This is a genomic window from Syntrophotalea carbinolica DSM 2380 (assembly GCF_000012885.1).
GTDB lineage: Bacteria > Desulfobacterota > Desulfuromonadia > Desulfuromonadales > Syntrophotaleaceae > Syntrophotalea > Syntrophotalea carbinolica.
In genome coordinates, this window is sequence record NC_007498.2 from 1,581,510 (window position 1) to 1,601,446 (window position 19,937).

The window sequence follows — 19,937 nt, forward strand, 5'->3', positions numbered from 1 at the left end:
TATCATATTCAGGGTTTTATTCAAGATCCCGTCCCTAAGTCGCCCGGTTAGTTTGTGAGTAAACTTGCCCGGTTGGCATCTCGGGCACCATTACCCTGAACGCTCTGGAGATGGTCGCTCTCTTCGTCGGCCTCTGAATCTGTTTAGCCTGTTTTCTCTATCTGGCAGTACAAAGTTCAACCTAAGTCCTAATTGCCTTTGACCTGCCACATTGCCACTGCATGATCAGCGGCCTGATTATTGACTACCCGGAGTTGGAATATGACCGGGTGCCGACGAACGGCTCTGCTGGATAGGTATGGCGATGACAGAGGCTGATACCGCTTAAGATCAAGGATTTCTTTTTCGCTTGCGCCGCCAGGTTTTTTCCAGGCCAACGACAACATAGATCACAAGCCCGCCGGCGATGATCGTGAGCCACTGCAGCAGGCTGATCGGTGCAGTGCCGAACAGGGTATTCATGACCGGTACATATGTCAAAATGATCTGCAAGACGGTCATGGTTATTATGCCGAATATGAGCCAGCGATTTGAAAAGACTCCTAGGCGAAACATGGAGTGCGTTAGTGAACGGCAATTGAGTAGATAAAACATCTCACCGAAAACGAAAACATTGACCGCCATGGTGCGGGCATTGGCCAGGCTGTTGCCGCTCAGTTCGGCCCATTCGAAGAGGCTGAAGGAGAAGATCAGCAGCAGGAGGCTAACCAAGCTGATGCGTACAATGAGCACCTGCGTAAGTACCGGCGTGTCCGGCTCACGCGGCGGTCGGTCCATGATGCCAGGCTCCTTGCTTTCGAAGGCCAGCATCAGTCCGAGGAGCAACGCTGTGGTCATGTTGATCCACAGGATCTGCACCGGCGTGATTGGAAGCGCCAGACCAAATAGGATAGCGACCAGGATGACCAGTCCTTCCCCCGCGTTGGTTGGCAGGGTCCAGGTGATGAATTTGATGAGGTTGTCGAACACCGCCCGGCCTTCCTCGACGGCGGCTTCGATTGTGGCGAAGTTGTCGTCGGTCAGGAGCATATCGGCCGCCTCCTTGGCAACCTCGGTCCCACTGTTGCCCATGGCGACACCGATGTCGGCTTTCTTGAGGGCCGGGGCGTCGTTGACACCGTCGCCGGTCATGGCCACGACGTGCCCCTCCGCCTGCAGGGCCTCGACCAACCGAAGCTTCTGTTCAGGGGCTACCCGGGCAAAGACCACGGTGTCCTGGGCTACCTGTCTGATCTCCTGATCGCTCATATCGGCCAGCTCGCGACCGGTGTGGGAATAGTCTCGATGATCGTCGCTGCCGGTCCCCTTTAAACCGATCTGTCGTGACACGGCCGCAGCGGTGACTGCATGATCGCCGGTGATCATCTTGATCTCGATACCAGCCCGCTGGCAGGTGTCAACGGCAGTTATCGCCTCGGCCCGGGGCGGGTCGATCATGCCTTGCAGACCGAGAAAGCACAACCCTTCGGCGACATCCTCATGGGTCAGCGAGGTTATTCCCTCTCCGGTAACTTTCTTGCGGGCGAAAGCCAGAACCCGCAACCCTTCAGCAGCCATTTTCTCCGCCTGGGCATGAACGGCTTGCTTGTCGAAGAACTCGCAACCGTCAGCAGTTTCGCAACTCTGGTGGCAGCGGTCGAGGACGCTCTCGATCGAACCCTTGAGATAAATCACTTGGCAATCGTCTTCCGGACAAGTGTGCAGGGTGGCCATGTACTGGTGCTGCGACTCGAAGGGCAGGACATCCCAGCGAGGAAGTAGCCGCTCTTGTTCGTCCTGCATAAGACCGGCCTTGGCAGCAGCGGCAATGAGCGCCGCCTCGGTAGGGTCGCCCTCTATATGCCATTGCTCGCCTTTAGGTACCAGGCGGGAGTCGTTGCACAGCAGGCCGGCAAGCAGGCAATCGCGGAGTTGAGAGTGGGCGGTCAGCTCGAACGATTGCCCGTTCAGAAGAATCTGCCCTTCGGGTGCGTAGCCGGTGCCGTTGACCTGGAAACTGTGCTCGCCAACGGTTATCTTCTGCACCGTCATTTGATTCTGGGTGAGGGTGCCTGTCTTGTCGGAGCAGATGATGGTGGTGCTGCCGAGGGTTTCAACGGCAGGCATCTTGCGAATGATGGCGTTCCGGCGGGCCATCTTTTCCACGCCGATGGCCAACATGATGGTCATGGCTGCGGGCAGGCCTTCGGGAATAGAACCGACCGCCAGGGCGACAGAGGCCATGAAGTTTTCGAGTAACGAGCCGCCATGGAGCATACCCGCCAGGAAAGTCAGTACGGATAATCCCAGAATGACCCACAGCAGGATATGGCTGAAATCGGCAATCCTGCGGGTCAGCGGTGTTTCCAGTTCTTCGGCTTTGGAGATGAGTTCGTTGATGCGACCTATTTCGGTGCTGTCGCCGATGGCCACGACCATGCCGGCGCCATTTCCGTATGTGACGAGGGTGGAGGAATAAGCCATATTGCAACGTTCGGCCAGGACTGTTTCGACCGGCAATTCCTGCAGTTTTTTTTGTACGGGAACGGACTCGCCCGTCAAGGCCGATTCGTCGATCTGCAATTCCTTTGATCGTAGCAGTCTCAGGTCGGCGGGGACTTTATCACCCGACTGCAACAGGACCAGATCGCCGGGAATGAGGTCTGCTGCGGTCACCTGCATCTTTTTCCCGGACCGAACCACGGTAGCACTACCCTCCATCGTTAAAGCCAGCGCTTCGATGGCCTTTAGCGCTTTGATCTCCTGAATAAAACCGATGACGGCATTAACCAGGACCACCCCCAGGATGACGCCTCCATCGACCCATTCCTGAAGCAAAAAGGTGACCGCGGTCGCCCCCAAAAGGATATAGATGAGAGGCTGGTGAAACTGTTGCAGAAAGAGCAGGACAGGGTTTTTGCCCTTGGTGGGGGTCAGCCGATTGGGGCCGAAATGGTTTTGCCGGTGACCGACCTCAAATTCATCGAGCCCCTTGCTTTCGTTGGACCCTAAAAGGGTGGTGACCTCTTTGGAAGGCAGGTGGTGCCAGTGTCCGGACATTAAAGTTTCCATGGACTTATCTCCAGTGGGGTGGAAAATCTTGTTTTTGAGTGTAACGCATCTGACCGGAAGTCGTTCGGTTCCAAGCGGTGTTTGCAAAGGGCCGCGGTCTCTGACCCGTTGTTAGGTATTAGCAATAATCATAACAAATTGCTTCTTGAGCATGGTCTGACACCTGTGTAAGAGAATTAAAAAACGTTAGGACCTGACGCAAACTTCGTAGGGAAGATTGTAATTTCGCTGAAACTCAGGACTGCAGCATGCAAAAAATAAGACGGCTCTTCCGGTCGGCGGTAAGTCGTTTTATTTGCTGTTGCAGAATGTTTGTCTATCGATTCTATGATGCTTTTCAGCATTTCCCCCAAACCTCTCAATTCTGAGGCACCTTATTCTCGGATGATCACTACCTGAAGCTTTTCCGGATAAGAAAAAGGCCCCTGCACCGTATAGCGAAAGGGCCTAGCCGAAATAATTAACACGTTAAGTGAGCCCCTGCACAATCTGTGCGCGGGGGCTCGCTTTGTTATATCGATCAGTATTTGCCGAACTCGCCGTCGTCAAGAGCTATGACTTCGGAAGGGGCCTGGTTTTGGGCTGCGAGGGGATCCTGTCTGGCACTGTTCGCAGGCAACGCAGGCTGCAACGCTTGTTTGAAATCGGCTGTTTTTTGAGTCGGGATGAAAGGCTTGGCTTTTGACTCTTGCTGGCCGGACTGGGCGATGTCCCTGGTATGTTCGTTGATTTTGAAGCGGGCCAGCATACGTCTGAGCTGTTCGGCCTGGCTGGACAACTCTTCAGCGGCTGCAGCGCTTTCTTCGGCATTGGCGGTATTCTGCTGGGTGACCTGGTCGATCTGTCCGAGTCCCTGGTTGACCTGGTCGATACCATGGGACTGTTCACCGCTGGCAGCTGCGATTTCGCTGACCAGTCCGGTTGCCTTGACGACGCCTTCGACGATTTCCTTGAGGGCCGATTCGGTTTCGGCGGCAATGTGCGAACCGTCTTCGACCTTGCGGACCGATCCCTCGATCAATACGGCTGTTTCCTTGGCAGCCTGAGCGCTGCGCGCCGCCAGGTTGCGAACCTCTTCGGCTACGACCGCAAAACCTTTGCCGTGCTGGCCGGCGCGGGCGGCCTCGACCGCGGCATTGAGGGCCAACAGGTTGGTCTGGAAAGCGATTTCGTCGATGACTTTAATGATTTTGGAAATATCCTGGCTGGAATTGTTGATTTCCTCCATGGCGGCAACCATCTCCTGCATGCGTTGGTTGCCTTGTTCCGCGGAGGACCGCGATTGGTTCACAAGCTGATTGGCCTGTTCGGCATTTTCCGCATTGAGTTTGGTCTGGGAGGCCATCTCGATCATCGAGGCGGAAATCTGCTCCACGGAAGCTGCCGACTCGGTCGCGCCCTGGGAGAGGCTCTGACTGGCGTCCGCGACCTGCACGGAGCCGCTGGCGATCTGTGCTCCGGCGGTTTGAATTTCGATGATCAGGTGACTTAGATCCTGTTGCAGTTTCTGCAAACTCCCTCGCACCGCATCTCTTTCATCTCTTGGCTGTACCCTGAAGGTCAGATCCCCGTTCGCGAGTTTCTGCAGAGAACCGATCATTTCCGCTTCCAGACTATCGGCAAACGCATCCATCGTTTGGGCCATTTGTCCTATTTCATCTTTGCGATCCAGGTTAAGTCGCATATCGATATGACCTTTTTCCATCTCCTGGATCATATAAGAGGTCTTTTTCAAGGGGAGAATAATGCCTCTGGAAATAATGAAGGCAAAAAATATCCCCAACGGCAAAGCTATCAGGCCCATGGTGAGGATACCGGTTTTGGTCGCGTTGGCAGCTTCGAGCATCTGCTCATCGCTCATGATGTATTTGCTGCTGGTTTCGGTGGTTTCACGCAATAGCTGTTGGACCTGTCTCAAATTGGGGAGTGTTTGCGAAGCGTAAAGGGCATTGGCGTTTTTCATGCCGGCTACCATTTCATCGGCTCTTTGTTTCAAATTTTTGAGGACGGCTTGAGTGGCCGATAGAGCAGGCAGGGTCTTGTCGCGGAAGGTTGCATAGGCCGCAGGCCTGTCCTTGAGTTGTTTGGCAATGGTCATGGCCGATTGGTGAAGTTGCATGTGGGGTTCTTCAATGGCCTTCAGTAAACGGGCTAACTCCGGGTCGGAAGCCGCCGCCTGCCGGGCCCTGGGGCTGTCGAGAAATCTTCCAAGGCTGCATTGATGAGGGTCTGTCTCAACGTCCAGGCTGGAGCGATTGTCGGCAAAAACAGCCATGATCTGATTGGCCCAGGCCAGATGATCCGTTTCCTTTTCGGCCAGAAACGTCGGAAGGGATAGATCGGCCTGGTGGTAGACCTCGGCAATCTTCAGGGCGGATTGGTGAAGTTTGCTGTGGGGTTGTTCAATGCGCGCCAGGACACTTTTAAGTGCGGGAACCAGTTCCTCGGCATGCTTACGCCCCTCACCGTAATACCATTGACCGAAAGCGCATTTGTGCGGATCGGTTTCCACGGTCAGGTGGGTGACATTCTCATCGGTGAGCAGGGCATTGACTTGTTGTGCCCAGTTCAGATGATCGACTTCCCGCTGAATCATGTCCGCTTGCAGCGCGTTACCGGCAATGACTTCTTCGGCATCGGATACGATGGTACCCGTTCCGATAATGGACCATCCCGCAATAACGGTTAACAGGAGCAGGATGACACCGAACCCTAAGGCAAATTTACCGTTTAGTCGGATGTGCTTCCAGGCCATGGTTTTACCTCCAAAGGGACTGCAGTAGTTTTGATGACGTTCGATGGGCGTAATGGAGCCTTTTATGTATATGCATGTCGTGGTTTTTTTGGCGGCGCAGCTTTTTAACGTTATTGAAAAAAATTAACAGTATTTATTTCATAAATTTTATGTACCCTCGTTTTGAAAGTGCCGAATTAAACTAAAAACATAAGCATAATCTTTGACTAAATAAATTTGAAACGATATTTTATTATAAATAATACACGTTTCAAGTACGTGATGTAAAAAAGTAAATATTGTAACGGATCTGTCAAAAAGTCGACCATAATTAGGAACTGCCCAACACACGGAGGCTTGGTAGGTCCTGGTCCTATCGGCGATGAGGGAGAAAGAGGATGGACCGAAGCTTTTGCAGCGGACCCGATATAATAAAAGCATCCATTATTCAAAGGGGGCGGCCGATGAGCGACAAAAATTATAAAGCTTTGGTTGTTGAAGAAACCGATGGTCGTTATTTTCGCAGCATTCAGTCGCGAAATATCGATAATTTGCCGGCAGGAGAGCTGTTGGTACGGGTGGCTTATTCCTCACTAAATTACAAAGATGCCCTATCTGCGACAGGCCATAAAGGCGTCACAAAAAACTACCCCCATACGCCGGGGATCGATGCCGCAGGGATTGTCGAGGAGTCTCGAAGTCCGGCCTTTGCACCCGGGGATCCTGTTATTGTTACCGGATACGATCTGGGTATGAATACGGCGGGTGGTTTTGGTGAGTACATTCGCGTTCCGGCAGCCTGGGCGTTGAAACCGCCGGATGGTTTGAGCCTGCGAGAGGCCATGCTTTTCGGTACGGCCGGATTCACGGCGGGTATCAGCGTATGGAAACTTTCGGAACATATTCGGCCTGATGACGGCGAAGTATTGGTGTCCGGTGCCACGGGCGGTGTCGGTTCCATGAGTGTTGCGATCTTGGCAAAACTCGGCTACCGGGTGGCGGCACTGACCGGCAAGGCAGAAGAAAAGGCTTTTTTAGAGAGACTGGGGGCCTGCCGGATCGTGTCTCGCCAGCAATTTCAGGAACACAGCGGTCGTCCTTTGTTGCCCGTGCAATGGGCCGGGTGTATCGATACGGTAGGCGGCGCGGTGCTGGAGAACCTTGTCAAGACGACAGCTCCGCTGGGTGTGGTGACCTGTTGTGGCAACGTCGCTTCGGCCGACCTGGCGTTGACCGTTTATCCTTTTATCTTGCGGGGGGTGTCGCTTGTAGGGATCGATTCGCAGAACTATCCGATGGTGCAGAGGATCGGGCTGTGGCAAAAACTGGCCGATGCCTGGAAACCGGCGGCCTTGGACGGTATGTACACCGAAAAGACCCTGGACGATCTTGATGAATGTATCGATCGGATGCTCGCCGGGAAACTGAAGGGGCGGATACTGGTCAATATGCAACAGTGAAGATGTGCGGGAGGGGGGCGGCCGGTGTGGGGGCGCTCTAGGAGATTCATTACGTGGTTGAGGGCGTGCAACGATTTGTTTAGCGACACTCGGGCAGGGTGATAATACGAAACCGATCGTCCAAGTGTTTTTCCAGCACCGGGCGCACCTCTTTCCATGAAAGGCCTCCTCCTCCGCAACCTGGCCGGGGCAGGATCACCAGCGGCCAGGCGTTGCGATCGGTGAGGTCTTTCAGTTGCACGCAGGATCGTTCGATAAGACGCAGATCCGGGACTTCAAAAGGCGAATTTTCGACGGGGAAGGATACGATGCCATGGCCCAGGTCGAAGACCTGGTTACCATGGCTGCGAATCATCTCACCCAAAACGGCCGAGATTTCCGGGTAACGCTCTTTGGTCTGGCGGGCACAACCTCGCGGCATCGAGCAGTGACCTTTGGAACTGACCTGCCCGCCGGTGGTGATGGCAATAATGGCTCGCCCGTGCCAGGACCACAGGTCGCCAAAAATTTCCGTCATGGCTACCAGTCCTCGCGCAGTACTTCCCGAATGGAGCCTAACAAGAAATCGTAGACTTCATCGCGCCGGGTCAGAAATCCCGGCACCCCTCGGTTAAGAATCTCTTCCAGTTCGCGCAGAACATGTTCGCTTCGCGTGTCAACCGCATCCATGACAGCTTCGAACATGGGAATGACTTCGTAAAGATTGTTGGCATCGAATGGCAGATCGTCCGGTATCCCCGTAAATCGGGGACGGTCCCGGGTTTCTTTCTTGCGTGCGTATTTATACCATAAATCCGAAGGTTTTACCGTTATACCCATTTATACCTCCTGGTGTATATTTGCTTATATTTTAGGCAAATCAGTGGCATCCACCGCCACATCCGCCACCGTGTCCGCAGGAGGATTTGCAGGGAGCCGAGCCGACGGAGTCGCTGGTAGCTTTAAGGGCGGAAAGGCTTTCCGAAGCGACGAACCACTTGCCCTCGATTTCCTGACCCTGTAACTGGCCACGCTTGATATAAAGCAGTATGTTTAGGGGAGTTGTTCCCAGCTCCAGGGCAACTTCTTCGACACTCATTAAACTGTTTTCGGGGGAAACTGTACACATGGTATGACTCCTTTTGACTATGAGCTCCGGGGTGCGGAGGTCTTTTCCTGATGTGTTCATCGGTGAGTTTTCCGGTCACAGGGCTTTGTTGATGTATAGTTATTGCAGACATCGCGCCAGAGCTTGCAACGGCTTTGTTTTGCCGGACGATTTTGCCGATTTACCACTTGCGTCACGGACGGGAGCCGTGTAGACAGATGTCGGTAGGTAAGCAAAAAAGTATACAATATCAATGGTTTGTGCGGTTTCGGTGGGGCCTTGTAACTTTCGAACTTTGTGTTTGAACCCGTTGCCGGGAGTAATTTATTCCCACTGCCGTTTTGAAAAACACGGACACAATTTCGAAGCGAAGTGACTACAGAAGCGGCAGGAAAACCGTAGAAAGGGAACGAATGCCTTTAAAAATTGCCACGTTGGATGATGCCTGGACGACCATTTCCGAACCACTTATCCGAGAGTTCGCCGGAGGGTTGCGGGGGGATATCGTCGCTGCCGGTGAACCGGAATATGAAGCCGTTCGCAAAATCTGGAATGGTCTGATCGATCGCCGGCCGGCACTGATCGTGCGGTGCGCCGATGAGGCGGATGTCATAGCCACGGTGAAATTCGTGCGCGCCCATAATCTGCGTGTTTCAGTGCGGGCCGGGGGGCATAATGTTGCCGGCAAGTCTCTTTGCGAAGGCGGCCTGGTCATCGATCTCGGCCGCATGAACGGCGTGAAGATCAACCATGCTCTTCCTTCGGTCCATGTTCAGGCCGGAGCCCGACTGGGGGATGTCGACGAGGTCACCCGGCCATACGGGTTTGCCGTGCCCGTCGGCGTGGTCAGCAGGACCGGGATCGCCGGATTGACTCTCCATGGCGGCATGGGGTGGCTGTTACGGAGGGAAGGGCTGACCATCGATAATATTCTGCGTATCGAGGTGATAACCGCCGAAGGGGAGAAGGTTGTTGCCAGCTCCGATGAAAATGCCGATCTGTTCTGGGCTCTGCGCGGTGGCGGCGGAAATTTCGGGGTCGTAACAGCCTTTGAATACCGTCTGCGACCCGTGCCGCCCCAGGTGTGGTTCGCCGCCGTCCTGTATCCTTTTGCCGAAGCCCAAAAGGCCATCGGCTTCTGGCGGGAATTCATGGCTGGAGCACCGCCCGAATTAAGCAGTTTTTGCGTATTGCGCAGTCGATCGTTGTCGTCGGTTGAAGGGAAGGGAGAACGCTTGCCCGTGGTAGCTTTTTTGGCGTGCTATACTGGGCCTTTTGAAAGAGGGGAAGAGATCCTTCGCCCTTTGCGGGAGTGGTCGACGCCGATAGCCGATTTCTCCGGCCCTATGGATTTTCATCTCGGCGTGCAACGCATGTTCGATAAGGATTATCCGGCGGGGCGCTGTTACTATTGGGATTCCATGTTTTTCAACGATCTCGAATCCGAGACCATCGACCGGATCGTCGAGCATGCCGGAAGAAGTGTTTCGCCCCTGTCTTCGGTGAATATCTGGGCCCTGGGCGGTGCCATGAACCGGGTCGATGCCTGTGATACGCCTTTCGATAAGCGTGACTGCAGGTTTATGGTGGCGGTGGAGGCCAATTGGGAAGATCGGGAGGACGCTGATGCGAATATCGGCTGGGTGGCCGATTTCGTCGATGCTTTGCGACCAATGTCACGGGCTGGAGTCTATCTCAATTTTCCCGGTGCCGCAGGAAGGCAGGAGCAGCTGGTGAAGGGATGCTACGATAAAAACTTTGCCCGATTGCGCAAGATCAAGCGGTTTTGCGATCCCGATAACGTCTGGCGGGGAAGTTTCAATATTAAACCGTGAGTTGGTATGGAATGGTCATTGGTCATTAGTTATTGGTCATTGGTGACTGGTGACTGGTGACTGGTGACTGGTGACTGGTGACTGGTGACAAGTGACAAGTGACAAGTGACAAGTGACAAGTGACAAGTGACAAGTGACAAGTGACAAGGGACAAGTGACAAGTGACAAGGGACAAGGGACAAGGGACAAGGGACAAGCGACAAGCGACTGATGTTACGCGACGGGGCAGCGGCTAAAAACCGCTGCCCCGTTGGTGTTAAGCGCGGGTGAGGGGACGGTATTTGATGCGGTGGGGCTGGTCGGCCGCAGCGCCGAGGCGTTTGCGGCGGTCTTCTTCGTATTCGGACCAGTTGCCCTCGAACCAGACTGTCTGGCTGTCGCCCTCAAAGGCCAGGATATGGGTGGCGATGCGGTCGAGGAACCAGCGGTCATGGCTGATAACTACCGCACAACCGGCGTAGTTCTCCAACGCTTCTTCCAGGGCACGCATGGTGTTGACGTCCAGATCGTTGGTCGGTTCGTCAAGCAGCAGCACGTTGGATTCGCTGCGCAGCATTTTGGCCAGGTGCACGCGGTTGCGTTCACCGCCGGAGAGTACGCCGACTTTTTTCTGCTGCTGATCGCCGTTGAAGTTGAACCGCGACACATAGGCACGGCTGTTCATGGTGCGGTCGCCCAGCTCAATGATCTCCTGCCCGTCGGCAATCTCTTCCCAAATCGATTTTTCCGCATCGAGGGCATCGCGGCTCTGATCGACATAGGCCAGTTTGACGGTGTCGCCCAGGCGGATAGATCCGCTGTCCGGCTGCTCCTGGCCCGTGATCATGCGGAACAGGGTGGTTTTACCGGCGCCGTTGGGGCCGATAATGCCGACAATGCCGCCCGGCGGCAGATGGAAGCTCATTTCTTCTACCAGCAGGCGGTCGCCGTAACCTTTATTGACCTTGTCCGCCTCGATAACAATATCGCCCAGTCGCGGTCCAGGTGGAATAAAGAGTTCCATGTCCCGCTGTTTTTCCTGGTTCTGTTGGCCGAGTAGCTGCTCGTAAGAATTGATGCGCGCCTGCCCCTTGGCATGACGTCCCTTGGGCGACATACGGATCCATTCGAGTTCCCGCTGCAGGGTCTTCTGGCGGGCGCTTTCCTGTTTTTCCTCCTGACGCAGGCGTTCCTGCTTCTGTTCCAGCCACGAGGAATAATTGCCCTTCCAGGGGATGCCGTGTCCGCGATCCAGTTCCAGGATCCAGCCGGCCACGTTATCCAGAAAGTAACGGTCATGAGTTACGGCGATGACGGTGCCGGCGTAGCGTTGCAGATGCTGCTCCAACCAGGCCACGGTCTCGGCATCGAGGTGGTTGGTCGGTTCGTCAAGCAACAGGATATCCGGTTTTTTCAGCAGCAGACGGCATAGGGCCACCCTACGGCGTTCGCCACCGGACAGCACGTCGACCAAGGTGTCGCCGGGCGGACAGCGCAGCGCATCCATGGCTTGCTCCAGGCGGCTGTCCAGATCCCATGCGTCGAGGTGGTCGAGTTTTTCCTGCACTTCGCCCTGCCGCGCGATGAGATCGTTCATCTCGTCATCGGACATCGGCTCGGCGAATTTCATGTTGATATCGTTGAACTCGTTAACCAGATCGACGGTTTCCTGCACGCCTTCTTCAACGATCTGGCGCACGGTTTTGCCGGCTTCGAGTTGCGGTTCCTGCTCGAGAAACCCGACGGTGAAGCCGGGAGACAGGATGGTTTCGCCCTCGAAATTCTTATCCACGCCGGCCAGTATGCGCAGCAGCGAACTTTTGCCCGCGCCGTTCAGGCCCAGTACGCCGATCTTGGCGCCGTAGAAATAGGATAGCGAAATATCCTTGAGAATCGGTTTTTTGTTGTGGTGCTTACTGACCCTGATCATCGAATAGATGACCTTGCGGCCGTCGTCGCTCATAAAAATCTACTCCTGCTGTGATAGGTATTCAGCGGTAGGTGATTAACTGGTCGCTGTGACTTACTGGAAGCCAGCGCAGTCGCGCCTGTAAAAGGCCGGTGTGCGATGGCGGGGTGACTGGTAGAGGACAAAAACTCGCCTATAAGCTGCTTAGGTAAACGATCCACCAAAGTTAACAGGTCAATTGGCTTTTCTCTGAATGGCCTCACCGGCTTGTTCGATATCCTTGCCCATGCCCGAGAGGGTGTTGCAGGCACTCAGTGCCATGACCAGTAAAAGTAAAATTGTCAGTTTTTTCATGGTTTCCTCCATTCAATTTACAAGTGGCTTCAATCCACAGCATCATTTTTTCAGAGGATAGGTCGAGAACCACCTAAATTTCAACACAAAAATACTTCCCAAGCAGCATAGTCAAAGCTCCAGGTAAAAGTCAGGGTATACTTGGATAGGACTCAAGATCGAAAATGCCGCTTGCAGGCATACATATCTGCTTGGGATTTATCAACCTTGCATCGTGTTTACAGCAAGGGCGATGGCCGCTCAAAAAACAATGAGGTTACTGGGGAGGTGATAGGATGTCCGATATTTTTAACGGTTCCTGTAGTTGCGGGTTGGTGAAATTTACTTTGAATACAGCCAAACATAGCACCATCAATTGCCATTGCAGGACATGCCGAAAACTCAATGGTGGAGCTTTTTCCACCTATGTTGCGGTTGCGCAAGATGACTTTGCGCTCAGTGAAGGTGGCGATGAGCTGTCCCGGTATGCCGTTACCGATAATGTCGATAAATACTTCTGCAGGGTCTGTGGTACCCCCATTTACAACCAAAATAAAAAATATCCCGGCCTGATGATTGTGCCCGTGGGTGCTCTGGACCATCCTGAAGACTTTAAACCAACGGATAATATTTTCTGTGAGAGCAAGTTGCCATGGGTGCCCCTGCAGGACGAAACCAACGATCATTCCCAGGGCTTGCCGCCTCGCTAGGAGCTGTGGGTGTGGTTTTCAGCTTGGGACACTAGCGATGTCAGTCTTTACCAAGCCACAGGTTGCGGCTGAGGTCGCGGCTCCAGACGATTTCGGCAGCCAGCTGCTCGGGGTTTTCGAAGCCGAGTCGGCGAGACAGGTAGAGATAGTCGGGGGAATCCGGCAGCGGCAGAGTGAGGTCTTTGGCGTTGCCGCGCACCGCCCGCAGAGCGTCGATGGTGCGCCGGAAACAGCGATAAGCCCGCCGCATGTCGTTGGCTTGTTCGGGCGCGATAATGCCGGCGGCTTCGAGGCGCTTGAGGCCCTGCATGGCATTGGGAACCCGCAGTTCCGGTTTGTCTGCACCGTGTTCGATGAGTTGCGCCTGCAGGAAGTATTCGATATCCACCAATCCCCCCGCACTGAGTTTCAGATTGATCCTCCCTGAAGCGACCAGCTCGGTATCTTGTCTTTTTCGCAGATGCAGAATATTGGCGTAGTCGAGTGGCTGCCCGGAATAGACAAAGGCATCGCGGGCCTGCATGACTTTGGTTAGTAGCGATTGGTCGCCGGCCACAGGGCGCAGTTTAACCATGGCCAACCTCTCGAATTGTTCGGCCTGGCCGTGAACGGCATAGTAGTTTCGGAAGGTGGCCAGGGAACTCGCCAGGGTACCTTTGTTGCCGAAGGGGCGCAGCCGCATATCGATTTCAAAAATTCCTTCTTTACGTGATTTCAAGGCCTTAAGAAAAGTTCGTACAAATTCCTCGAAGTATTGTCCATTGTCGGTTGGCCGTTTTCCCTGTGTTTTTCCCTGACCTTCGTAGATAAAGAGCAGCTCCAGGTCCGAAGCGAAGCCCATTTCACTGCCGCCGTATTTCCCCGCTGCAAGGATGCCCCAACCGCAGGGCTTTTCACTCACTCTCGGGTGGCCGAAACGGGCGGTGACAGCTTCATGACAGAGCAGGGCGGTCTGGGAGACGACCACATCGGTCAGGGCTGTCAGTTCGCGGGCAAAGGTCACGTCGCCGATAACCCGGGTAATATGGCGGAGATCGATGCGGAACATCTCCCGGTCTTTGAAATCGTTGAGGATCTTGACCTTGTCCTCGTGCGTGCCGCCGGTCTGCAGCTCCTCGCGCAGCATGTCGGCCCATTGCTGGCGGTCGAGAGTTTTCTCGATTTCTGCACGGTTGCGGATCAGGGGGAAGAGGTTTTCATGCTGCATACGCAGAAAATCCTCCCATAAAAAGCGGCTGACCCCCATCAGACTGGCCAGGGTCTGCATGGTTTCCGCCGACTGGATACTGGTGAAATCCGCCGCCCGATCCGGATTTTCCAGCAGCCGCGACGCCAGATCCCGGAACTGCCGGATGGCCTGGCCGGGGTTGGGGCAATGGGGCAGAAGATAGGCGAATTGTTTGATCAAGGCACAGGCAAAGCGCAATTCCTGCAGTTTGTCCTTGTCCACAACCTTGCGATGGTACAAATCCCGAATCCAGAAGGTATCGTGGACCTCATCGCCCAGGGTACGGATGGTCGCCTGTTCGATATTGATTTCCAGTAGCGCCAGAGCATTGGCAAACGCGAACAGAAAGCCGGGAATGTCCTGGGAACGGATGTCGATGACCGTGTCCGACTCGGAGAGGCTGTTGTCGATGGCGATCTCAACCGGTAACAACTGCTCGCCTGACGGTGCCCTGGATTCTATCGCGCCGGCAACCTGGTCGATGAGTCCGTCGCGCACCGCCTCGATACCGCCCTCGGCCATTTTGTTGTTGAGCAGCACAAGGTCCTTGTGCAAGTGCGTCAGTTGTTGCTCGGCCGCCTGCGGATCCGGCAGTTTGAGGGTAAGGACATCCATAATGCGGGATTTCATGACCGTCGCTGCGTGTTGGGTCTGTTTGCCCGAAGCGCCGGATACCGTAATGATGTCTGCACTGCGAATATTGGCACCATGCGCGGTTAACAGGCCCGCAATGACCGATAAAAGACCTTCTTTATCGGTGGTTGCCAGGACGACCCGCCACAAGTCGGTCGCGAGACGTTCTTTGTAAAAGACAAGGTGTTCCGGGCTTTGAACCTGATCCAGCAGATGACCGAATTGTTTCAGGATATCGGATTGGTGAGAAGTGGCGGCAGTCATACCCATTCCTTTTAGCCAATGTAAAGACATGGTGCCAGTCAATGGCATTAACAATAGAGTTCAAAGGTGCTATACCTTGTTAAACATAACATTAAATTTCAGAAAAAAACATGTCAGGAGGATGTTCATGGCAGACCGACGTGAAAATGGCGTGGTTCTCGTCACCGGCGGCGCACAAGGTATCGGTAAGGGGATTGCGTGCGTCTTGCTGGCATCGGGCATGCGGGTGGTCATTGCGGATCGGGACGAAGATGCCTGCCGCGAAATGGCGGCGGAATATGCCGACAATGACTGCGTGGCTGTTTTTCCCATGGATGTCGCCGTGGAAGCCAGTGTCACCCATGTCATGGGGCGGATAGAAGCGCGCTTCGGTCGCCTCGATGCCCTGGTCAACAATGCCGGGCATGGGCCGGCGCACGCCGAACCCGTGGAAGAGCTGACCCTGGAGGCATGGAACAGCGTGCTGGCGACCAACTTGACGGGTGCTTTTCTGTGCTGTAAGCATGCTGTGGCCGCTTTACGCCGAAGCCGTGGTGCCATTGTCAATATTGCCTCGACTCGCGCCCTGCAATCGGAACCTCACGGTGAAGCCTATGCCGCCAGCAAGGGCGGTGTCGTTGCCCTGACGCACGCATTGGCCAATAGTCTGGGGCCCGATATTCGCGTCAATTGCATCAGCCCGGGTTGGATTGCCGTGGATGACTGGCAAAAAAGTGCCAATTGTAAATCCCCGGCACTGCGGCCCGAGGACCATGCCCAGCATCCGGTCGGTCGTGTCGGGCACCCCGGGGATATCGCTGAGTTGGCGGCTTTTTTGATTTCACCGCGGGCCGGTTTTATCACCGGGCAGAATTTTGTTGTCGATGGTGGCATGACGCGCAAGATGATTTATGTCGAATAGGGGAGATTATGAAAAATATCCTGCTGATTTTACTCGGTATCGCATCCGTCGTTTATCTGTTAAATCCCGGAGCCGGTGTTTTTGAAGTTTTGCCGGACAATCTGCCGTTTATCGGCAACCTGGATGAAGCCGCCGCAGTCGGGGTGCTGATCATGTGCCTGAAGTATTTCGGAATCGATCTGACGCGTTTGCCGGACAGGGATTCCAGTCGACGCAAATAGTAATCGGCGGGATATCGATTGAAAGGCGCATTGCCCGGATATCCGGTTTACTTGGACATGGAGCATCGAAACCGAACCGACCCAGCCTCTTTGCCCCAAAAGCACGTATCAGACCTTGGTCCGTTTGCATTTTGTCCATATTGCAGTGCGGTAGATTTTGTCCGCTTCGCAAGCCTGTAAAAACAATGGATCGTTGGGCGGTTTTTGTTATGATATGCCGTATACATTTTTATTTTTATTCAACTGAACTAGGAGATAATGCATGATGATCAAACCTGTCGACACCTCGTTTACCAAGGTTCTCTCCCTGACCAGCGATGAGTCTCTGCGCCGACGTTTCATGGTTCTGGATGAGCCGATCCAGGCTAATATGCGTTTCGGTTTGCTGCTGGAGGTTCTTGACAAAGTGGCGGAAGAAGCCGCTTTGAACTATGTTAACCGATTCTATCCCGATGCTCGAGTGGTGACGGCGGCTATCGACAACATTGTTGTCCGCCACGTTACGGATATGTCCCGGGATGTGCATTTCAAGGCGCGGATCAACCATGTAGGCCGGTCTTCCCTGGAGATCGGTATTCGTGTCGAGCAGCCTGGCGGTCCGGTGAGGCATATTGCCTCCTGTTATTTCACCATGGTAGCCCGTTCTGGGGTGGGCGAGGGAGCCACCAGTGTTGCTTTGCCAGGGTTGGAATATACCGAAGAAATCGAGAAGCAGCGTGCCGACAAAGCACTGCAAAGACGCGCGGATTATAAGCAGCAGCAGGCGTTGCTGCATGAGCCGCCCAGCCGCGAAGAGTTCGAGATGCTGACCAGCCTGCACACGGCCCAGGACGAGCCGGGCTTCAACGGCTTGCTGGCCAGTAAACTTACCGCCGATGCGTGGGAACGCATGTACCCGGAGCAGGAAAACGTGCCCCAAAAGATTTTCGGCGGTTATCTCATCCGTCGCGCCTACGAGTTGGCGTCCATCTGTTCCGAGCAGGTAGCTCCCAACCGTCCTATCCCGGCAGCGGTCAATCGCATCAATTTTTTTCATCCGGTGCGCATGGGAGATAAGCTGCACTATACGGCCCGGGTTGTCTATACCAACGGCAGCCTGATCTGTGTCGAAGCCAACATCGAACGCATCAGTCGCGACCGCACCACCAAGGCCATGTCCAACTCCTGCCTGTTTACTTTCGTCAACGTCGATGAAGAGCTTCAACGTCAGCCGGTGCCCCAGGTCTATCCGACCAATTACGGGGAGGATGCACGCTATCTTGCAGCGCACCGCAGTTGCCAGGGGCTGATCAAAAATCGGCAACTGGTCTAGGGAATAGAACTTTTTTTGTTTGAATGCTCTGATGAAAAAGCCCGCGGTTGCGGGCTTTTTCGTTTCGTTCGTTACTATGCATAGGTAGAAACTTCGGAGTTTTTGCTGTTGCCAGCGTCGTCCGGGAAAAGATTCGCTGGCGACATAACCTCCAGACCCAGTTCCTGCAATCGGGCGCACCGTTCATGAATCTGGGCTCGCGACTGGCCCAGGATAAGTCCGCTGCTTCGGGGCGCTTCGCCTGGCATGCCGGTGGCCCGCGGGTCGCAGGTGACCAGCGGAACGAATAGCCCCTTGTGCATGGCTTTGTAAGTGGCATCCAGCATGGATGCAAAGCCCCTGGGGCATTTCAGTCCTGCCAGACGCATCACCGGTTGGCCGTAGCTGTTCTGTACCGCATCCGCCAGCAACAGAGCTGCCGTCGATCCGTTGATACGGAAGTTAAGGTCATAGATGCGTATCTCTCCGTTTTTCAAAATGGCCATGTCCATGCCGACACAACCACGATAGCCTTTTTCGAACCCTCTGTGGGCAATGCGTTTCCCCGCGGCAATGGCGTCAACAGGGGTTTCGTCTCCGTCATGCAACCAGTTGCCGTAATATTTCCCCGTCTGGTCGGTAATTTGTTCGGTGCTGCCAAGGTAGGTTATTTCGCCATGGGGTGAGATGGCGTAATTCAGGCACAGATTTCGAGATATGGGAAGGTATTCCTCAACAATGACCTGCCGACAATGCCGAAAAGTTTTCTGTGCGTTGCGTACATCTTTGGAGCAACGGCAGATAGCGACATCCCATCCGCCCCCGGTTGTTTTATCGGAGGCCACCTTGACTACCAGCGGTAGCGGATGTTTTTCCCAAAAAAGTTCCAACTCTCCAGGTGCAACCGCACGACGTTCAGGTAAGTAGCGGGCTTCGACCAGGTCGGCAAGGTGGCCTTTGTTGTTCAGAAAGCTCAGCAGGTGTGGATCGATCCAGTAATTTTCCGGGGCAGCAACAGCGGGGTAGGGTGCATGTTGCAGAACCAGTTTAAATCCTTCTTGCAGCAAAACGGATCGGTGTCGGTCGTGATCGTTGTCATCTCTGAAAAGGAGAGGGCGCGGCTCGGAAAAACCGGCATCCCGCAGGAGTTGCAGGCCCGCGGGTGTCGCGACACTGGCGGCGCACACAACGGGCATATCTCCGGCGATGGTTAACATGCTGCCTGTAAGCATCTCCAGGACCACCGGGTCCTGGGGCAGCCAGGCGCAGGATCCGGGTGCCGGTCGCGGAAAGAGGGCCAGGTTTGCGCCATAGATGGCGGGCAGGGAGATTCTGGGAAGAAGTTCCATGGTTATGTGACATCCCTGTGTGCATCGAGATCATCCGCAGCTGCCAAGTCATCCCGGCGTTTCAGCAATGCCGGCATCCCTCCGGCAAGGTTTTCAAGTAGGACCATCTGCTCATAAGATGGGCTGCCGATATTGAAGGACGGCGTGCGGTTTGCGTCCAGCAGTATTGCTTCGCCGTCCACCATGACAAAGTCGAATTTGCCGTAATCGAATCCCATAGCGGAGCGCAGTCTGCGCAATGAATCGGGAATCGGTATGCCCTTCTCACGCTGCAGGACATTGCAGGCCTTGACGATGGGGTCTGAGGATATGACACGCTGACTGACCTCATGGTTTCCCAAAAAGACCCACTGGCGTAGCGCGTAATGTCTGCCCTCCCGTTCCGGCAGGAATTTTTCCACTACCAGGTTTTTGTTCCACCAGATCGCCCAGGGAACGTTCATGGGGGAAGGGTAGACGGGGTACTGAGACGGCTTAAGATAATGTCTCCAGGTCCATGGCAAGCGCTTTCTAAGACTATCCCCAATCCGGGAAAGGGGTTTTCTCCGTGCCAGGTGCCGCTCCATCCCCCCGCCGAAATTCCGGTCGGTTTTGACAAGCACGGGGCCATGGTAGTCATCCCTTCGGCGTATGATATGCGAACTGATTTTGCGTTTGGAAATATCCCTGACGCCTCCATTGATGATCACGGGATAACGTTGGGCGAAGGAAACATAGTCAGCGGGCGTGGTGGTCAGATCGATGTGCATGAACACCGCATCGGCCGGTTCAAAATCCTTCGTTCCCCGCAGGATGACGACATCGATTCCTTGCTTTTGCCATAGTGTGACCAAAGGATGCAGTAAGTAGGGAACCGTTTCGAACTTGAGCCCGGCATGAGTGAGTATGGCGATTTTAGGATTCATTTGTATAGAGGGCATGTCCTTGTGTTACTGCTTTTTATCCGGGGAAA

The 19,937-nt window shown here is 54.5% G+C and carries 16 protein-coding genes; 6 read left to right on the forward strand and 10 right to left on the reverse strand.

Annotated features, from left to right (window positions below; translation table 11 throughout):
* Window positions 1–330: 330 nt before the first annotated feature.
* Together PCAR_RS07625 and PCAR_RS17780 are read right to left on the reverse strand one after the other, a co-directional pair.
* Window positions 331–3,051 (reverse strand): cation-transporting P-type ATPase, encoded by a 2,721-nt coding sequence (locus tag PCAR_RS07625; RefSeq protein WP_011341078.1) that lies wholly within the window; start codon window positions 3,049–3,051, stop codon window positions 331–333.
* Between the two features lie 520 nt (window positions 3,052–3,571).
* The gene (locus tag PCAR_RS17780) at window positions 3,572–5,806 is read right to left on the reverse strand and encodes a methyl-accepting chemotaxis protein (protein ID WP_011341079.1); all 2,235 of its coding nucleotides are present in this window, start codon (window positions 5,804–5,806) and stop codon (window positions 3,572–3,574) included.
* A gap of 443 nt (window positions 5,807–6,249) precedes the next feature.
* On the opposite strand from PCAR_RS17780, the gene PCAR_RS07635 reads away from it, so the two are divergent.
* Window positions 6,250–7,245 carry a YhdH/YhfP family quinone oxidoreductase gene (locus tag PCAR_RS07635; RefSeq protein ID WP_011341080.1) on the forward strand — a complete coding sequence of 332 codons (996 nt, stop codon included), beginning with the start codon at window positions 6,250–6,252 and terminating at the stop codon, window positions 7,243–7,245.
* Window positions 7,246–7,324: 79 nt separating this feature from the next.
* Here the strand turns inward: PCAR_RS07635 and PCAR_RS07640 are convergent, their stop codons facing one another.
* The 3 genes from PCAR_RS07640 to PCAR_RS07650 are packed head-to-tail and all read right to left on the reverse strand — an operon-like array spanning window position 7,325 to window position 8,353.
* On the reverse strand, window positions 7,325–7,762 hold the full coding sequence (locus tag PCAR_RS07640; protein WP_011341081.1) for a macro domain-containing protein: 438 nt from the start codon (window positions 7,760–7,762) through the stop codon (window positions 7,325–7,327).
* A gap of 2 nt (window positions 7,763–7,764) precedes the next feature.
* Entirely contained in the window at window positions 7,765–8,064 is a 300-nt protein-coding gene (locus tag PCAR_RS07645) for a hypothetical protein (protein WP_011341082.1), read from the reverse strand.
* 40 nt (window positions 8,065–8,104) lie between these two features.
* Window positions 8,105–8,353: a hypothetical protein gene (locus PCAR_RS07650; RefSeq protein WP_011341083.1), complete on the reverse strand. Its 249-nt coding sequence runs from the start codon at window positions 8,351–8,353 to the stop codon at window positions 8,105–8,107.
* Between the two features lie 392 nt (window positions 8,354–8,745).
* Between PCAR_RS07650 and PCAR_RS07655 the strand changes: the two genes are divergently transcribed.
* Entirely contained in the window at window positions 8,746–10,167 is a 1,422-nt protein-coding gene (locus PCAR_RS07655; RefSeq protein WP_011341084.1) for an FAD-binding oxidoreductase, read from the forward strand.
* A gap of 256 nt (window positions 10,168–10,423) precedes the next feature.
* On the opposite strand, the gene ettA is transcribed toward PCAR_RS07655, so the two are convergent.
* Together ettA and PCAR_RS07665 are read right to left on the reverse strand one after the other, a co-directional pair.
* On the reverse strand, window positions 10,424–12,109 hold the full coding sequence (ettA, locus tag PCAR_RS07660) for an energy-dependent translational throttle protein EttA (RefSeq protein WP_011341085.1): 1,686 nt from the start codon (window positions 12,107–12,109) through the stop codon (window positions 10,424–10,426).
* A 180-nt stretch (window positions 12,110–12,289) separates the two neighbouring features.
* Complete coding sequence (locus PCAR_RS07665; protein WP_011341086.1) at window positions 12,290–12,409, reverse strand: entericidin A/B family lipoprotein; 120 nt, start codon at window positions 12,407–12,409, stop codon at window positions 12,290–12,292.
* Window positions 12,410–12,684: 275 nt separating this feature from the next.
* Between PCAR_RS07665 and PCAR_RS19235 the strand changes: the two genes are divergently transcribed.
* Entirely contained in the window at window positions 12,685–13,098 is a 414-nt protein-coding gene (locus PCAR_RS19235) for a GFA family protein (protein WP_011341087.1), read from the forward strand.
* Between the two features lie 40 nt (window positions 13,099–13,138).
* On the opposite strand, the gene PCAR_RS07675 is transcribed toward PCAR_RS19235, so the two are convergent.
* Window positions 13,139–15,223, reverse strand: a complete 2,085-nt coding sequence (locus PCAR_RS07675; protein WP_011341088.1) for an adenylyltransferase/uridylyltransferase — start codon at window positions 15,221–15,223, stop codon at window positions 13,139–13,141.
* A 127-nt stretch (window positions 15,224–15,350) separates the two neighbouring features.
* Between PCAR_RS07675 and PCAR_RS07680 the strand changes: the two genes are divergently transcribed.
* The 3 genes from PCAR_RS07680 to PCAR_RS07690 all read left to right on the forward strand — a co-directional run bounded on the left by PCAR_RS07680 (window position 15,351) and on the right by PCAR_RS07690 (window position 17,657).
* Entirely contained in the window at window positions 15,351–16,124 is a 774-nt protein-coding gene (locus PCAR_RS07680; protein ID WP_011341089.1) for an SDR family oxidoreductase, read from the forward strand.
* Window positions 16,125–16,132: 8 nt separating this feature from the next.
* Window positions 16,133–16,345 carry a DUF1232 domain-containing protein gene (locus PCAR_RS07685; RefSeq protein WP_011341090.1) on the forward strand — a complete coding sequence of 71 codons (213 nt, stop codon included), beginning with the start codon at window positions 16,133–16,135 and terminating at the stop codon, window positions 16,343–16,345.
* Between the two features lie 265 nt (window positions 16,346–16,610).
* Window positions 16,611–17,657, forward strand: coding sequence for an acyl-CoA thioesterase (locus PCAR_RS07690; protein WP_041531685.1), 1,047 nt, complete (start codon window positions 16,611–16,613; stop codon window positions 17,655–17,657).
* Window positions 17,658–17,731: 74 nt separating this feature from the next.
* On the opposite strand, the gene PCAR_RS07695 is transcribed toward PCAR_RS07690, so the two are convergent.
* The gene (locus PCAR_RS07695; RefSeq protein WP_011341093.1) at window positions 17,732–18,985 is read right to left on the reverse strand and encodes a hypothetical protein; all 1,254 of its coding nucleotides are present in this window, start codon (window positions 18,983–18,985) and stop codon (window positions 17,732–17,734) included.
* Between the two features lie 2 nt (window positions 18,986–18,987).
* On the reverse strand, window positions 18,988–19,890 hold the full coding sequence (locus tag PCAR_RS07700) for a hypothetical protein (RefSeq protein ID WP_052643334.1): 903 nt from the start codon (window positions 19,888–19,890) through the stop codon (window positions 18,988–18,990).
* Window positions 19,891–19,937: the final 47 nt, after the last annotated feature.

Bases quoted from the DNA above. Each gene is read 5' to 3' on its own strand.
- PCAR_RS07625 (WP_011341078.1), bottom strand. From the start codon at position 3,051: ATGGAAACTTTAATGTCCGGACACTGGCACCACCTGCCTTCCAAAGAG.
- PCAR_RS17780 (WP_011341079.1), bottom strand. From the start codon at position 5,806: ATGGCCTGGAAGCACATCCGACTAAACGGTAAATTTGCCTTAGGGTTC.
- PCAR_RS07635 (WP_011341080.1), top strand. From the start codon at position 6,250: ATGAGCGACAAAAATTATAAAGCTTTGGTTGTTGAAGAAACCGATGGT.
- PCAR_RS07640 (WP_011341081.1), bottom strand. From the start codon at position 7,762: ATGACGGAAATTTTTGGCGACCTGTGGTCCTGGCACGGGCGAGCCATT.
- PCAR_RS07645 (WP_011341082.1), bottom strand. From the start codon at position 8,064: ATGGGTATAACGGTAAAACCTTCGGATTTATGGTATAAATACGCACGC.
- PCAR_RS07650 (WP_011341083.1), bottom strand. From the start codon at position 8,353: ATGTGTACAGTTTCCCCCGAAAACAGTTTAATGAGTGTCGAAGAAGTT.
- PCAR_RS07655 (WP_011341084.1), top strand. From the start codon at position 8,746: ATGCCTTTAAAAATTGCCACGTTGGATGATGCCTGGACGACCATTTCC.
- ettA (WP_011341085.1), bottom strand. From the start codon at position 12,109: ATGAGCGACGACGGCCGCAAGGTCATCTATTCGATGATCAGGGTCAGT.
- PCAR_RS07665 (WP_011341086.1), bottom strand. From the start codon at position 12,409: ATGAAAAAACTGACAATTTTACTTTTACTGGTCATGGCACTGAGTGCC.
- PCAR_RS19235 (WP_011341087.1), top strand. From the start codon at position 12,685: ATGTCCGATATTTTTAACGGTTCCTGTAGTTGCGGGTTGGTGAAATTT.
- PCAR_RS07675 (WP_011341088.1), bottom strand. From the start codon at position 15,223: ATGACTGCCGCCACTTCTCACCAATCCGATATCCTGAAACAATTCGGT.
- PCAR_RS07680 (WP_011341089.1), top strand. From the start codon at position 15,351: ATGGCAGACCGACGTGAAAATGGCGTGGTTCTCGTCACCGGCGGCGCA.
- PCAR_RS07685 (WP_011341090.1), top strand. From the start codon at position 16,133: ATGAAAAATATCCTGCTGATTTTACTCGGTATCGCATCCGTCGTTTAT.
- PCAR_RS07690 (WP_041531685.1), top strand. From the start codon at position 16,611: ATGATCAAACCTGTCGACACCTCGTTTACCAAGGTTCTCTCCCTGACC.
- PCAR_RS07695 (WP_011341093.1), bottom strand. From the start codon at position 18,985: ATGGAACTTCTTCCCAGAATCTCCCTGCCCGCCATCTATGGCGCAAAC.
- PCAR_RS07700 (WP_052643334.1), bottom strand. From the start codon at position 19,890: ATGAATCCTAAAATCGCCATACTCACTCATGCCGGGCTCAAGTTCGAA.